Source organism: Reinekea marinisedimentorum (assembly GCF_004341165.1).
Lineage (GTDB): Bacteria > Pseudomonadota > Gammaproteobacteria > Pseudomonadales > Natronospirillaceae > Reinekea > Reinekea marinisedimentorum.
This window is the reverse complement of the sequence record NZ_SLZR01000001.1, coordinates 76,731-90,927: the sequence shown is the minus strand read 5'-3', so window position 1 is coordinate 90,927 and position 14,197 is coordinate 76,731. Positions and strand designations below refer to the sequence as shown.

Below are 14,197 nucleotides of genomic sequence, written 5' to 3'. Positions count from 1 at the left end.
AATTCTTCTGAACATCTCATCTGGAGTACACAGTGCTGAGTTATCAACACCATTACCATGCCGGCAACCATGCCGATGTTTTAAAGCACTGGGTGCTGCTGGAATCGCTGCGACACCTGCAAAAGAAACCAGCGCCATTCGATTACATCGATACCCATGCCGGTGCCGGCATGTATCAGCTGAAGGCCGCTGAAGCGCAAAAGACCGGTGAGTATGAGCAGGGCATGGGCCGGGTCATTCATTCCTCACTGGCGGAGCTGCAGCCACTGCTTGATCTCATCCGGCCGCAGGTGGATCGCGGCCGTTACCCCGGTTCCCCCGCGATCGTTAACTCGCTGCTGCGCGACGGTGATCATGCACACCTGTTTGAGTTGCACCCTCAAACGCATCGCGAGCTGGAACAGAGCTGCGCCCGCAAGCGGCAAACCTATGTACGCAAGGAAGATGGTTTTATCGGCCTCAAGGCATTGTTGCCGGTGAAGAGCCACCGGGCACTGGTGCTGATCGACCCGTCCTACGAGCTGAAAGAGGACTACCAGAAGGTGTTTCAGGTAACCGAGGCCGCCTGGCAGAAGATGCATCAGGCCACCATCCTGATCTGGTACCCGGTGGTCGACAGGGCGCGTATCAACCGCTTTGAAAAACAGTTCGTCGCCAGCCGGCTGAAAAACGTTCATCTGTTTGAAATGTCGGTAGCTGATGATCAGGCTGCGGGCATGACGGGCTCCGGCATTGTCGCGGTAAACCCGCCCTGGACTCTGGCCGAGCGCTTTAACTCACTGATGCCGGAGCTGTCACGGCAGCTTTCGTCAGATGGTCAGGAGCGCTTCCGCCACCGGCAACTGAGAGCTGAATAGTCGACGGCACCGCGCCCCCTGATCGGTTTTCAGCGTTCGCAGCCTGGCGTCTAAATCAACCTTGTGGCTCTGCGCAGGGCAGCGTAAAAACAGCCTGTTGGTTGGTTAAGACGTTTATTCTCTTCAGGGAGCGAAAATGCACCACTTCGGTAAATGCCTGTGCGGCGCTGTCCGCTATCAAATATCCGGCCCCATTACGGATGTCATCTATTGCCATTGCTCGCAGTGCAAAAAGCAATCTGGCAGCGCATTTATGGCCTTTGGCAGCGTAAAACATACCGCTCTTCAAATTAGTGGTGCAGATTCTCTGCAAAGCTATTGCGCCAGCGAAAACGCAGAGCGAAAATTCTGCCGAAATTGCGGCTCAACACTCTTCTGGCAGCATTGCGGAAATTACGGAAAAACCTACAGCTGTTTTGCCCTGGGCACCCTGGATACCGAATTTAAACCACAAGATTGGCAGCACTACTACACTGATGACAAAGCATCCTGGTTTGAGATACAGGATGGCCATCGTCAGTATGGTACGGAGCCTTAGTTCAAGATCCCTGTTACTTTGCCGGGCAGTCATGCCCGGTCACCCAGCTTATTGGAGATAAGAATGATAAAAAAAATCGGTGTACTGACCAGCGGCGGCGATGCCCCGGGTATGAATGCGGCCATTCGTGCGGTTGTTCGTGAAGGCTTACATAACGGCTTGGAGGTGTATGGCATTTACGATGGCTATGCCGGCCTGCACGCCAACAACATCAAAAAACTCGAACGGGACTCTGTCTCCGATGTCATCAATCATGGCGGGACCTTTTTAGGTTCGGCACGATTCCCGGAATTCAAGGAAGAGTCTGTTCGTCGCGAAGCAATCAAGAACCTGAACGAGCATGGTATTGATGCGCTGGTGGTGATCGGCGGTGACGGCTCCTACATGGGGGCCTCCAAGCTGACCGAAATGGGTTATCCGTGCATCGGTATCCCGGGGACCATCGATAACGACATTCCCGGAACCACCTACACCATCGGCTTTGATACCGCACTGACCACGGTTGTTGAGGCGGTTGACCGTCTGCGTGATACCTCTGCCTCGCACAAGCGCATCTCTATTGTTGAGATTATGGGCCGCTATTGTGGCGATTTAACGCTCGGCGCTGCGGTAGCCGGTGGTATGGAATTCGTCGCCGTGCCGGAGATGGAATACAGCGATGAAGCGCTCATCAACGAGATTCAGGCGGGTATCACCAAAGGTAAAACACACATGCTGGTGGCCGTCTGTGAACACATGACCAACATCAGTTCACTGGCGAAGAAGGTCGAGGAAGTCACCGGCCGGGAAACCCGGGCGACGGTATTGGGTCACGTACAGCGCGGTGGTGCACCTACGCCGCAAGACCGTATTATCGCGACGCGTATGGGCTCCTACGCCGTGAAGCTGTTGCTGCAGGGTGAAGGCGGGCGCTGTGTTGGCCTGATGAACTCGCAAATGGTGCATCACGACATCATCGACTGCATCAACAACATGAAGCGCCCGTTCAGTGATGAACTGTGGGATCTGTCGTTCTCAATGTTCTGATCCGCAGCCGCTCAGGCTTTCGCCAGAATCCTGTCCAGCGCATTGGCAAACGCCATTTTATCGCGCTGGTTCAGGGCTGGCGGGCCACCGGTTTGCACGCCGGATGAACGCATGGTTTCCATGAAATCGCGGATGTTCAGCCGGGCACCGATGTTTTCTTTGGTCCAGCGCTCGCCTCGCGGATTTATCGCATGGCATCCCTTTTCGATGACCTCGGCGGCCAGCGGAATATCCTGCGTGATCACCAGATCGCCGGCATCGGCGCGCACGACGATCAGGTTATCGGCCACATCGAAGCCTTGTTCCACCTGCACAAAATGCAGATACGGCGATGCAGGTACGCGCAGTGTGTGGTTCGCCACGAAGGTCGTGGTCAGCTGTGTGCGCTGTGCAGCGCGGAAAATAATATCTTTGATGGCGACCGGGCAGGCGTCGGCATCGACCCAGATTTTCAAATCTCTATTCCTGTACTAATGTCTCGGTCACAGCATCATATAACAAAGATACTATTCGCTAACGGCTAATAAATATCTATATTTTAAATAGCTGATTAATTGAATAAAAATAGATGACCCGAATGAAGGGGGTGCTTGTGAAAATTCTACTCAAATATTGGTTGCTGCTGATCAGCATGGCGCTATCGGTTACGGCTTTTGCGGATGCCGTCAGTCAGATTGAAATACACCAGCCCTGGGCGCGGGTCAGCCCGCCGGGAGCGCCCTCTGCTGGCTTTATGCTGGTGCAGAATCACGGCAGCAGCGATGATGTACTGCTGTCCGTTTCCGGTGACTTTGCCGCCAGGCTGGAGCTGCATCTATCACACATGGAAGATGGCGTCATGAAAATGACCGAGCAGAAGGAAGGCATCGTCATTCCCGCCGGCGGCGAGGTGCTGTTCAAGCCCGGCAGCTATCACCTGATGTTTATGGGGCTTGCCAAGCCGTTTGTTGCCGGAGAGGTTTACCGGGTAACGCTGCAGTTTGAGCAGGCCGGTTCCGTAGAGCTGGCGTTGCCGGTGCAGGAAATGACCGATATGCCGGCGATGAAACACTGAATCAGCGTTAACAGACTTTAACGCGCCGGGGTATCCAGCAATTTAATGCTGGTATGGCGCAAGCGGTTGGAAAGGATCTCGGAGATCTTCCATAGCAGCTTGAAGGCCAGCCTCGGCTCCTCGGTAGACATCTTCATCATCTGCCGCTTTGAGGTAATGACAAAGCTGGTGTCTTGTATGGCCTCGGCCAGCCCCGAACGTGGGGAGCCATCAATGAGCGATTGCTCGCCAAAGGTCTGCGAGTCTTTCAGTACGATCAGTGGCTGTACCTGATTATTGGACCCAGTCTTGCTGATGCGAATAGCACCTTTCACGATCAGGCCCATGTAGTCAGCCTTGGCGCCTTCATAAAAGATGATCTGGCCCTTTTTAGCTTCATACGCCGTGAAGTATCGACCCATCACCAGCATTTCCCCCCAACTGAACTCATTGGCCCAATTGGTTTGGTCGATCAGTTCCGCAAGGGTGCGGGAGGAATAGTTAATTGGTTTCAGTTTTTCCATGGCGCTTCAGGCAGTTCTCAGGGTTAAACAAATGGTAGTCAGAGAATCAACGGTCAGGCAACGTAATTGTGAGACAGACAGAAAAACAACCTGCTAACTGTCTTTTAGCGCCAGTATTTCGTCGAATTCAGCCGCCGTTACCGGTGAGATGCTCAGACGCGACTGCTTTATGAGCTTCATTTCGGAGAGTATCGGGTGGGTCTTTAGCTGCTTGAGGGTCACCGGCTTGGACCACTTCTCTGAAAACTGAATATCCACCAGGCTCCAGCGGTTGTTCCCAGCCGAGCTCTTTTCGTCATAGTATTTGCTTTGCGGGTTCAGGGCATCGGCATCCGGGTAGGCCGTTTGAATAACGGTACCGTAGCCCACAATCGCCGGTGTTTTACAGGCGGAGTGGTAAATCAGCGCGATGTCACCGATGGACATTTCACGCATAAAGTTGCGTGCCTGAAAGTTGCGGATGCCGTTCCAGGGCTCGCCCTGTTTGCCGCGCGCCTGCAGGTCATCAATCGAGAATTCATTGGGTTCGCTTTTCAGCAGCCAGATGGATGCGGCCATAAACTCACTCCGAGTATTTGAGTTAGAGCACAATTAAAGTGTATTTGTGCCGTAAAAGCACAACATTATTTGAACCTCAGCACAGAATTACGCTATAAAGGTCGTCACAATTTGCCCAATTAAAAAGGATTTTGACTAAACAAAGGGTAAATCGGGTAGTCACTTAAAAAAATAGAAGAATCAAAAAATGATTAAGAAGCGGAGCAAGCCGGATATTATCGTGCTACTGGTATTGATTCTGGGCTTAGGGGTAACTCTTTCTGGTATGACACAAAGCGAAAGCCGTCAGCCATTAAGTAAAGCAGAAATGCAGGCTTCAGGAATCATTCTTAACCAGACGCGATAAGTCAGGGCAAGAAGAAATCAGAAACGCCTGAGGTGCAGAACCTCAGGCGTTTTTTTATGGCTTCTGGCGACTCAGGTAGGCCTGTTTGTCGGTGAATACACCTGCCAGCGGAATATCCCAGGCCTCAACCGGAATCGACTCGACCTTCTGGCATTCATGCGCAACCCCAAACAATTTAGGCTTCTTTGGCCAGCGCCGCTGATGCGCAAAGGTGCGGTCGTAAAAACCACCGCCCATGCCGAGGCGTCCGCCTGCCGTATCAAAACCTACCAGCGGTAGCAGTACCAGGTTCAGTTGCCAGGGGGCGATGGGTTCACCGTGCAGGGGTTCGGGAATGCCAAAGCGGTTGCTGTACATAGCAGAGCCCGGTGAATAGCGCGCAAACCAGAGTGTTGGCTTAAAGCTGTGAATAACCGGCATGTACAGTTCAAAATCGCGCTTATGGCATTGCTCTATGAAGAAGGAAAGATCGATCTCACCATCGTTGGCATGGTAGAGCGCAATCTTCACGTTTCGCTGCTGGCCGACATGTTGGCGGATAACCTGGCTGAGCCGGTAGGCCGCATCCTGTTGCTGCTCGGGGCTCAGGTTTCTGCGTGTACGCCGCAAAAAGGTACGCATCTGTGATTTTTGGCTGGCAATATCCATAACGGATGGCCCGGTTCAGAGAGTGGGTAGCTAAGTTTAATAGAACAGGGGTTTAATGGAACAGGAGAAGGATAAGAAAGGTTAGCCCCAGACTACCGCTGCTACGGAAGACCTTGAACCAAGCAGTCCAAGGCGGTGACCCCCGCAATGTATTAGGCTTTCTGCCGGAGCAGACATGCGCACAACATCAACTAGGCGCCCCCTAAATTCGTAAAATAGGCTCGAGGACTTTTCGCGGCTGGCAAATAGCCCAGGGTTGTAATTGATTATAAGGAAAATAATCGAAAAGACAGTCTTGACTTTCCGGTTTCGAAAAAGAAATTCGCTCAGGTCAGTTAACTGACCGATTTCTCGTTAAAAACTGGTATTCAGTGGGAAATGTTCTACCCGTTGATTGCGTATTTTTTGATCGTAACTAATTGATTTAAAAAGATTTTATAAATCTTATTCGGGTTGGCTCGGGTTTGGCTGAGGCCGGAGACACAATAGATTTTTTAGTTTTTATAAGGCGCTTTTAAAGCATTTTTTATTCTGAATGAATAACGAAAAACAACAGTGAAGGGGCCATGGCCGCCGCTGAGTCAGATTATTGAACCGCCGCGCAGCGCACCCGGCCGTTGCGCAGGTAGGTGCTAGAAGGGTTTGTCGTCACTCAGCTGGAATTCCGGCTCGGCCTGGGTTTCTGGGGCTGTGGGCAGAGCACTGTCGATCTTGGCGGTCAGCCGTTGCAGTGTTTGCAGGTCTCCGTCGTTATCCGGGCGTGACTGCAGCAACTCGTGGGTCAGGTTGAGTGCGGCCATAACGGCAATGCGCTCGATGCCGAACACCTTGCCGGTATCGCGGATTTCCTGCATTTTGTCGTTCAGGGTGTTGGCGGCGTTTCTGAGCTGATGTTCCTGGCCCGTTGGGCAGGCAACACGGTATTCGCGATCCAGAATAGTAACGGTCAGTGTTTTCTGTTTCTCAGACATCAGGCTGCTCCATGCTCTTCAGTCGTTCTATCATGGCTTCGACCCGCGAGCGAGCCAGCTCGTTTTGCTTGATAAGCTTGGCGCGCTCGGTTTTCCAGGCTTCGCGTTCGGCCTGCAATAACTTTTTTTCCTGCTCTAACCGCTTAAATTCTTTAAGCAGCTCGTCTATTTTTACTTCAAGCGTGAGTAAGTTCGGGTTCGACATTTAATTAGGAAACCTTAATTTCTGTATAAGCAGATAGGTAACGTGTGTTAGCCATCGATTCTGGTCACCATTGTGGGAAAACTCAAGGTAAATGTCACCTTTCGCCGTTAACTGGCTGTAATTTCTCGGGATACGCACAAATCTGAGCAGCATTATGTAAACATCAATTCGCCAGCTCAAACAGCTTTACAGCAGCAGTACCGTAAATTGCGCTTATAGGTCTGGTGCATAACAGGCAGCATGATAGGATGGCGGCGTTTTATCTCTCAGAAAAACTGTCGTTAAATCGACAGGAAACAGCACAACGGAGCATCCATGACGGATACCAACAGCGCAGCAATTAGCCTGCACTACGACGATTTAGCGGAACTGTTTGTGAAAATGGGTTCCAGTCTCACACCTGCATATCTGCACGGCTCACTGACCGGCGTTGTCGCATCCGGCAAGCGCATGAATATAGATGATTGGCTGGATTGGGCGCTCGACCTGATCGCGCCGACGGTGGAAGTTGAAGAAGTCCACGTCACCATTCTCAAGGGCCTGTATTTGAAAACCATTGCCGAGCTTCAGGACGAAGGCATGGTCTTCACGCTGATGATCGCCGGTGATGACGGCCCGATCTCCGACCGACTGCTGCTGCTCAGTGAATGGGCCGGCAGTTTCCTAGGTGGCTTTGGTGCCACCGGCGTAGTTAAGGAGATGAGTGATTTACCGGCAACGCTGCAGGAAATTCTCGAAGATCTGTCCGAGATTGCCCAGGTGGATGCCGAGCAGGACATCGACTTTGACGGGGCCGAAGAGGATTTTCTGGCCATTGCGGAACACGTTCGCCTGAGCGCGATCACAGTGTTTCTGGAATACAACGAGCCGCCCAAGCAGAGCGACAGCGAAGACACCGTCCATTAAGAGAGAGTTGCGATGAAAACAATCAGCAAGAATGAATTTAGAGAGCGACGCATCCATTTAATGGAGCGTATGGATGAAGGCAGCATTGCCATCATCCCGTCATCCACAGAAGTTATCCGCAATAACGACGTGCATTACCCGTTCCGGCAGAACAGCGACTTTATGTACCTGACCGGCTTTGACGAGCCGGATGCCCTCTGTGTACTGATGCCTGGCCGTGAACAGGCGGAATACGTACTGTTTGTACGCGACAAAGACAAAGAGCGCGAAATCTGGGATGGCTACCGTGCCGGCCCGGATGGCGCCGTTGAAGAATTCGGTGCCGACGATGCTTTCCCGGTTGATGACATCGACGACATCCTGCCCGGCCTGATGGAAGGCAAAAGCCGCGTGTATGCCCATATGGGTGTGGATCCTGGTTTTGACCACCAGCTGATGGCCTGGGTGAATCAGATTCGCAGCAAGGTTCGCCAGGGTTCGGTTCCGCCGGAAGAGTTTTCCGATATTGCCCACATCCTGCACGATATGCGGCTGAAAAAATCCCGTCAGGAAATCGCCATCATGGCCGATGCCGCCCAGCTCAGTGCCAAGGCCCATACCCGCGCCATGCAGATTTGCAAGCCGGGCATGTACGAGTATCAGCTGCAGGCCGAAATTGAACACACCTGCATGATGGAAGGCAGCCTTCGCCCGGCCTACAGCGCCATTGTTGGCGGTGGCAAGAACGCCTGCGTGCTGCACTATGTTGAGAATAACCAGAAGCTGAACGACGGTGATCTGGTGTTGATCGACGCCGGTTGCGAATTGCAGTATTACGCCTCAGACATCACCCGAACCTTCCCGGTTAATGGCCGCTTTACTGCGCCGCAACGTGCGATCTACGATCTGGTGCTGAAATCCCAGTACGCCGCCATTGCTGCCGTAAAGGATGGCGCGCACTGGAATGAGCCCCATGAAGTGACCGTTCGTGTGTTAACCGAAGGGCTGGTGGAATTAGGCCTGTTGAAAGGCGATGTCGATCAGCTGATCGAGGATGAAAGCTATAAAGAGTTCTACATGCACCGTACCGGTCACTGGATTGGTATGGATGTACACGACGTAGGCGATTACAAAGTGGGCGGCCAGTGGCGCGTGCTGGAATCCGGCATGGTACTGACCATTGAGCCGGGTCTGTACATCTCGCCAGATAACGATCAGGTTGATCCAAAATGGCGGGGTATTGGTGTGCGCATTGAAGATGATGTGGTCGTCACCAAGACCGGTTGCGAGGTATTAACCAAAGACGTGGTCAAAGAGGCGGCCGATATTGAAGCCCTGATGACCGGCGAAGTTCAGCAGGCTCTGTTTTAAGTTGAACTTCCAGAGGCGGCAGTGCCGCCTCTGCATTTCTTTACAGGGTTACGACGACCTCATGCGTACCCTGGTCAAACACCGGCAGCACATTGCCCTGAATCACCTCGCCATCGACCTTCACCTCCGAAACCCCCTTATTTTTTTCATTCGGGTTTAGAACCTCAATATTGTAGGTAGCACCACGGAATTTCCGGGTGACCTGATAATTGCCCCAGTCAGATGGAATGCACGGGTCGATCATCAGACCACCAATGGTTGGGCGAATGCCCAGTATGTATTGGGTACCGGCAACGTAGGTCCACGCCGCAGTGCCGGAAAGCCAGGCGTTACGCGCCAGCCCAAACTGCTTGTGCTCATCACCGAGTATGTTCTGCGGGTAGCAGTAAGGCTCAGATTCAAACACCTCGATATTGTCGTTGTGGTAGGCCGGGTTTATCTGGTTGTAGTACTCGTAGGCCCGCTCGCCATTACCGGTGAGAGTTTCGGCGATCATTACCCAGGGGTTGGAATGCAGGAAGATACCGCCGTTTTCTTTCGCACCGGGCGGGTAGGTGGAAACGCCACCGAGTTTCGGGTCGTAGCCGTTGTAACCCGGCCCGGCCAGCTTGATGCCGTATTGGGTGTTCAGTTTCTGATAGACCTGCTGCAGCGCACCCGTTGCACGCTCGCCCTCGGCAAAGCCGGAAATAACCGGCCAGCTTTGCCCGTTGGTATAGATGCTGCCGTGCTGGTTCAGGTGTGAGCCAATGGGCTCACCCTCTGCGGTAAAGTAGCGGACCCACCAGGCACCGTCCCACGCCGCTTCGTTCACACGGGCTTTCATCGACTGATAGTAATGATCCAGCGTAGTGGTCAGCTGAGTATCGTTAATAAACGCTGCGATTTCACGCAGCTCCAGTACGGCTCTGCCAAACAGGTTGGCAACGAACAGGCTTTCGGCGCCCTCCGGCAGATTGACGGTATCGTTCCAGTCGGCAAACCCGAGCAGCGGCAGCTGATGCTTGCCGGTGTTGGTGAAGGTGAAATTCAGAGCGCGCATCAGGTGGTCGAGAACGCTGCCCTGTTCGCGGTTTTCAGGCTTCAGATGCTTGCTGTAGTAGGGCAGAGGCTTTTCCAGAAAGGCCACATCACCGGTTTCCTTCAGATATTGTGTGCAGGTTAACACCGCCCACAGGTGATCATCGCCATAGAAGCTGGCGTGGCCCGGCTCTTCCCGGCTGTCGCCTTCATTGGCTTCCATGGTCAAAGGGAAATACTGATGCATGGCGGAACCATCCGGGTTTTGCACGGTAAGCAGCCGTTCCAGAAACTCACGCGCCTGCTCCGGCATGTGTGACATCACGCCGATCAGATCCTGCGAGGAATCGCGGAAGCCAATACCGCGTGCACCGTAGCCAAGCTGATACAGCGACAGATAACGCGACCAGTTCTTGGTGGTATGGCACTGCCTTGGGTTGTGGATATTGAGCATCGAATTGAGCGCTGCATCCGGTGTATTCACCACCAGAGCCGAAAGGTAATCGTCCCAGAAGCTGGCTTGCTGCTGAAAGGCCGCATCCACATTGGCCGCATCGCGGTAGGTGTCAATCTGTTCCGCGGCGGCTTCCAGTGATGACTTTTGGCCCAGCTGGGTGATGGTACGCTCGCTCTGCCCCGGCCGCAGATCGCCCAGCTGAATCTGCAATGCAGCGATGTTATCGCCACGGGCACTTTCAGAGTTATTGAGCAGGTATCCGTGCAGTGATTTCGGCGATGCCCACGAGCCAAACTCGTTTTCGCCCAGAAATACCCGGCGGTCACCATCAAAGGCGGCCACGGCCCGGTCACAGGTAACGTAGTTCACTTCAGTATCTTTCTTCATAAAGGCGTACTGAGCCAGCGTAATGCGGCCGTTGGCTTCATAGTGAGCCTTCACTGACATGGTCTGCGGCACCCAGTCGGCATTCACCAGTTGCTTTAGGGCATCGAAGTGTGAGAATTCATAAACAGGGATCACCTCAACAGTCAGCGTTTCATCGCTGATGTTGGTGATCTGTATGTCCTGTAACAGCACTTCCGAGCCCGCCGGTACAAAGGCCGTAATGCAGGCGCGCACGCCATAAGCCTCGACAACCCAACGGGTGTAGCCCAGGCCCACCCGGCATTCGAAGGAATCCAGCGGCAATAGGGTGGGCGTTAAGAAGGGCGAAAAGATGGTGCTGCCGCCCGCGCCGGTCACCTTAAGGTAAATGGTAGAGCCCTTGAAATCGGATTGTGGCATCTGCGCAATGTACTTGGTAATGCGGTTCAGAGCCGGGTCTTTGCGGCAGATTAATGCCCCACCGGTGGTGTCGATCAGGCCGCCGAAATCGAGCGTACCCACATAGTTGCACCACTTTACCGGCGTCTTTGGATTGGTGATAACGTATTCCCTGGCGGTGTCATCGAAATAACCGAAGCTGGCCACAATTGCCTCCTGCGCGATTTATTAATTTGGGTATTTTATTCTAGCTTGGAATAATAGGTAAGGGTTGAATTAGGGCGCGTGTGGAATTATATGTAAAAAATACGTGTCATTTTGGTGGGTTGTGTTGACAATGACGGAAAATCGACAGTATTCACAGATTCCGTGTAACGGTTATCCACAGTCGTCCGGCATCTGGTAACATGCGCCACTGAACTTCCATTAAAAAGCCGCGAACGGCTAAGAAAGAGACGGTATGCAAAAGAAGAAGGCAGCAGAAAAAAAGATTCAACTGACCAAAGAAAGCCTGGCTAACCACGGCAAGTATTATGCAATCACCACCAACAACGAGGCCTGGCGTCTTTCCGAGAACGCCTCTACCGAGCTGGAAAAAGAAGCCATTCTGGCACAGGCCTTCACCTCACTGTACCACTGGCGCAAGGTGGGCAAGCCGGCCAACGTCTATATGGCTTATGTGATTGTTGCCCGGGCGCTGGCGATTAATGGCGCGGGCGAGCTGGCGCTGGAATACGCCGAAAAGGCACTCAACTTCTTTGACGGCAAGGGCGAGCCGTGGATACAGGCATTCTGTAACCTGATGGTCGCCAATGCTTACTCAGTGATGGGTAAAAAGCGTAACTTCAAGAAGTACTGGGCCATTGCCGAAGAGATTGGCGGCAAGCTCAATGAAAAAGAACAGAAGGTGTTCAACGCTACTAAGAACACGATTGAGCAGATTTAATCGCTTGCCCCGTCCTGACATAAGGGAACGGTTTTACAGGAGCCAACTGATTTATTCAGTTGGCTTTTTTGTGCCTATACCGTTTGCAGTGGAACTCACCGGCCCGGTATTGCATCTAAGCTGCCTGCAAAGGGTTTAAATTGTGCAAGTGCTCTTGACGCATGTGCACCCGATACGCCTAAATTGATCCAAACGATAAGATCAGCCCTAAAAACACTGATATCACCCAGAAAAGAGAGACGTAGTTATGAAAACGCTTCTGTTCGCCGGCCTGCTGTTGATGCCGTTACTTTCTGCCGCCGAAGTCAATGTCATTGAAGCGCAATCGATCGCCCTGCGCGGCGAGCCCAAGTATGCGGATGACTTTACGCATTTCGATTACGTAAATCCGGATGCGCCCAAGGGCGGGGTGCTCAGAAACGAAGCCATCGGCACCTTTGATTCCTTCAACCGTTATGGCCAGCGTGGCGATTCAGTCGTTGGCGCCGATGCTCTGTTCGATACGCTGATGGTAAGCTCCAGTGATGAGCTGGACGTGTACTACCCGCTGATTGCCGAGCGTATTCGCTATGCCGATGACTACTCCTTCCTAACCTTTATTCTCAACCCGGCGGCCCGCTACAGCGATGGCAAGCAGATCACCGCCAGCGATGTGCTGTTCACCTTTGAAAAGTTTAAAGCCGAGGGTGTGCCGCAGTTCGCCAAGTATTACGAGTTTATTAAGAACGTAGAGGTGAAGGGTGATTTGGAAGTGACCTTCTACATGGAAGGCGCGGACCGGGAAAAATTCCTGTCGCTGATCGATCTGCCGGTATTTCCGGAGCACTTCTGGAAAGACCACAACCTGAGTGAGCCGCTGAAGGTGGTGCCGGTGGTCAGTGGCCCGCTGTTGATCAAAGATTTTAAATTTGGCCAGTACATCGTGTACGAACGAAATAAAGACTACTGGGCCAAAGACCTGCCGGTGATGAAGGGGCAGGTAAACTTCGATGAGTACCGTTACGACTATTACCGTGACCAAACCGTTGCCTTCGAAGCCTTCAAGGCTGGAGACATCGATTTCTGGGATCGCTCCACGGCCAAAGACTGGGCGACCGGCTATAACATTCCGGCGATCAAAGATGGCCGCATGATCAAAGAAGAGATTGCCCACGAAATTCCACAAAACACCACAGGCTTTATCTTTAACACCAAGCGTAAGATTTTCTCTGACCCGCGGGTGCGTGAAGCCCTGGCCTACGCCATGGATTTTGAGTGGATGAACAAGAACCTGTTTTACGATTCTTACATTCGCACCAACAGCTACTTCCAGAACACCCAGTACATGGCGCGTGAACTCCCCAGCGAGGAAGAGCTGGCCATTCTGGCACCCATCAAAGACAAGGTAGACCCGCGTGTCTTCACCGAGGTGTATAACCCGCCGGTGAACGATGGCAGCGGTAATATTCGCGGCTCCCTGCGCACCGCTCTTCGCCTGCTGAAAGAAGCCGGCTGGGAGGTGAAAGACAAGAAGCTGACCAGTGTGGCAACCGGTGAACTGTTCGAGTTTGAACTGATGACCTACAGCCCGGTGACCGAGCGAATCGCTATTCCGTTCCAGGAAAACCTGAAAAAACTGGGCATTGATATGTCCATCCGCCAGGTCGATACCTCCCAGTTTGTTAACCGCTGGCACGAGCATGATTTTGATATGGTGTCGCAGCGCTATTCGGCGAACCCGCATCCGTCATCCAGCTTAAGGATTGTCTGGCATTCCAACTTTATCGACTCCTCCTACAACCAGGCCAATGTGACCGACCAGGCTGTCGATTACCTGGTCGATGGTATTGCCGAGCATCAATCCGATGACGACGCACTGCTGCACTGGGGCCGGGCGTTGGATCGTGTTCTGCTTTGGAACCACTACCTGATACCGCAATGGCACTACAACAAATTCCGCATCGCCTATTACGATAAATTCAGCCGGCCGGATGTGCGTCCGAAATACAGCCTGGGCTTCGATACCTGGTGGATCGACCCTGAAAAAGAAGCGGCACTGACCCAGTAA

At 52.8% G+C, this 14,197-nt stretch carries 16 protein-coding genes and 1 other RNA gene; 9 read left to right on the top strand and 8 right to left on the bottom strand.

Annotated features, from left to right (window positions below; all coding sequences use genetic code 11):
• The first annotated feature begins 32 nt into the window (after positions 1 to 32).
• The 3 genes from BCF53_RS00465 to pfkA all read left to right on the top strand — a co-directional run bounded on the left by BCF53_RS00465 (position 33) and on the right by pfkA (position 2,421).
• Positions 33 to 857, top strand: coding sequence for a 23S rRNA (adenine(2030)-N(6))-methyltransferase RlmJ (locus BCF53_RS00465; RefSeq protein WP_132698762.1), 825 nt, complete (start codon positions 33 to 35; stop codon positions 855 to 857).
• Positions 858 to 993: 136 nt separating this feature from the next.
• Positions 994 to 1,395, top strand: a complete 402-nt coding sequence (locus BCF53_RS00460; protein WP_132698760.1) for a GFA family protein — start codon at positions 994 to 996, stop codon at positions 1,393 to 1,395.
• Positions 1,396 to 1,458: 63 nt separating this feature from the next.
• Positions 1,459 to 2,421, top strand: coding sequence for a 6-phosphofructokinase (gene pfkA / locus BCF53_RS00455; protein WP_132698758.1), 963 nt, complete (start codon positions 1,459 to 1,461; stop codon positions 2,419 to 2,421).
• Between the two features lie 11 nt (positions 2,422 to 2,432).
• Here the strand turns inward: pfkA and BCF53_RS00450 are convergent, their stop codons facing one another.
• Complete coding sequence (locus BCF53_RS00450) at positions 2,433 to 2,876, bottom strand: YaiI/YqxD family protein (protein WP_132698756.1); 444 nt, start codon at positions 2,874 to 2,876, stop codon at positions 2,433 to 2,435.
• Between the two features lie 137 nt (positions 2,877 to 3,013).
• Between BCF53_RS00450 and BCF53_RS00445 the strand changes: the two genes are divergently transcribed.
• Positions 3,014 to 3,475 (top strand): copper chaperone PCu(A)C, encoded by a 462-nt coding sequence (locus BCF53_RS00445; RefSeq protein ID WP_165901765.1) that lies wholly within the window; start codon positions 3,014 to 3,016, stop codon positions 3,473 to 3,475.
• 17 nt (positions 3,476 to 3,492) lie between these two features.
• Here BCF53_RS00445 and BCF53_RS00440 read toward each other — a convergent pair whose 3' ends face one another.
• Both BCF53_RS00440 and BCF53_RS00435 read right to left on the bottom strand, forming a co-directional pair.
• Positions 3,493 to 3,978, bottom strand: a complete 486-nt coding sequence (locus BCF53_RS00440) for a Crp/Fnr family transcriptional regulator (protein WP_132698752.1) — start codon at positions 3,976 to 3,978, stop codon at positions 3,493 to 3,495.
• 93 nt (positions 3,979 to 4,071) lie between these two features.
• The gene (locus tag BCF53_RS00435; protein ID WP_132698750.1) at positions 4,072 to 4,536 is read right to left on the bottom strand and encodes an EVE domain-containing protein; all 465 of its coding nucleotides are present in this window, start codon (positions 4,534 to 4,536) and stop codon (positions 4,072 to 4,074) included.
• Positions 4,537 to 4,723: 187 nt separating this feature from the next.
• Here BCF53_RS00435 and BCF53_RS19165 point away from each other — a divergent pair, with 187 nt between their 5' ends.
• On the top strand, positions 4,724 to 4,882 hold the full coding sequence (locus BCF53_RS19165) for a hypothetical protein (RefSeq protein ID WP_165901759.1): 159 nt from the start codon (positions 4,724 to 4,726) through the stop codon (positions 4,880 to 4,882).
• A 54-nt stretch (positions 4,883 to 4,936) separates the two neighbouring features.
• Here the strand turns inward: BCF53_RS19165 and BCF53_RS00430 are convergent, their stop codons facing one another.
• From BCF53_RS00430 to BCF53_RS00415, 4 genes are all read right to left on the bottom strand, one after another.
• Positions 4,937 to 5,530, bottom strand: coding sequence for a 5-formyltetrahydrofolate cyclo-ligase (locus tag BCF53_RS00430; protein ID WP_132698748.1), 594 nt, complete (start codon positions 5,528 to 5,530; stop codon positions 4,937 to 4,939).
• 80 nt (positions 5,531 to 5,610) lie between these two features.
• A non-coding RNA gene (gene ssrS / locus BCF53_RS00425) (6S RNA) lies at positions 5,611 to 5,790 on the bottom strand.
• A gap of 372 nt (positions 5,791 to 6,162) precedes the next feature.
• Entirely contained in the window at positions 6,163 to 6,501 is a 339-nt protein-coding gene (locus tag BCF53_RS00420; protein WP_132698746.1) for a cell division protein ZapA, read from the bottom strand.
• Entirely contained in the window at positions 6,494 to 6,706 is a 213-nt protein-coding gene (locus tag BCF53_RS00415) for a TIGR02449 family protein (RefSeq protein WP_132698744.1), read from the bottom strand. The genes BCF53_RS00420 and BCF53_RS00415 overlap by 8 nt, the downstream gene beginning before the upstream one ends.
• Positions 6,707 to 7,021: 315 nt before the next feature.
• Between BCF53_RS00415 and BCF53_RS00410 the strand changes: the two genes are divergently transcribed.
• Together BCF53_RS00410 and pepP are read left to right on the top strand one after the other, a co-directional pair.
• Positions 7,022 to 7,612, top strand: coding sequence for a UPF0149 family protein (locus tag BCF53_RS00410; RefSeq protein ID WP_132698742.1), 591 nt, complete (start codon positions 7,022 to 7,024; stop codon positions 7,610 to 7,612).
• Positions 7,613 to 7,624: 12 nt separating this feature from the next.
• Positions 7,625 to 8,962 carry a Xaa-Pro aminopeptidase gene (gene pepP, locus BCF53_RS00405; RefSeq protein ID WP_132698740.1) on the top strand — a complete coding sequence of 446 codons (1,338 nt, stop codon included), beginning with the start codon at positions 7,625 to 7,627 and terminating at the stop codon, positions 8,960 to 8,962.
• Between the two features lie 40 nt (positions 8,963 to 9,002).
• Here pepP and BCF53_RS00400 read toward each other — a convergent pair whose 3' ends face one another.
• Entirely contained in the window at positions 9,003 to 11,411 is a 2,409-nt protein-coding gene (locus BCF53_RS00400) for a glycoside hydrolase family 94 protein (protein WP_132698738.1), read from the bottom strand.
• 253 nt (positions 11,412 to 11,664) lie between these two features.
• On the opposite strand from BCF53_RS00400, the gene BCF53_RS00395 reads away from it, so the two are divergent.
• Both BCF53_RS00395 and BCF53_RS00390 read left to right on the top strand, forming a co-directional pair.
• Entirely contained in the window at positions 11,665 to 12,150 is a 486-nt protein-coding gene (locus tag BCF53_RS00395; RefSeq protein ID WP_132698736.1) for a hypothetical protein, read from the top strand.
• Positions 12,151 to 12,397: 247 nt separating this feature from the next.
• The gene (locus BCF53_RS00390) at positions 12,398 to 14,197 is read left to right on the top strand and encodes an extracellular solute-binding protein (protein ID WP_132698734.1); all 1,800 of its coding nucleotides are present in this window, start codon (positions 12,398 to 12,400) and stop codon (positions 14,195 to 14,197) included.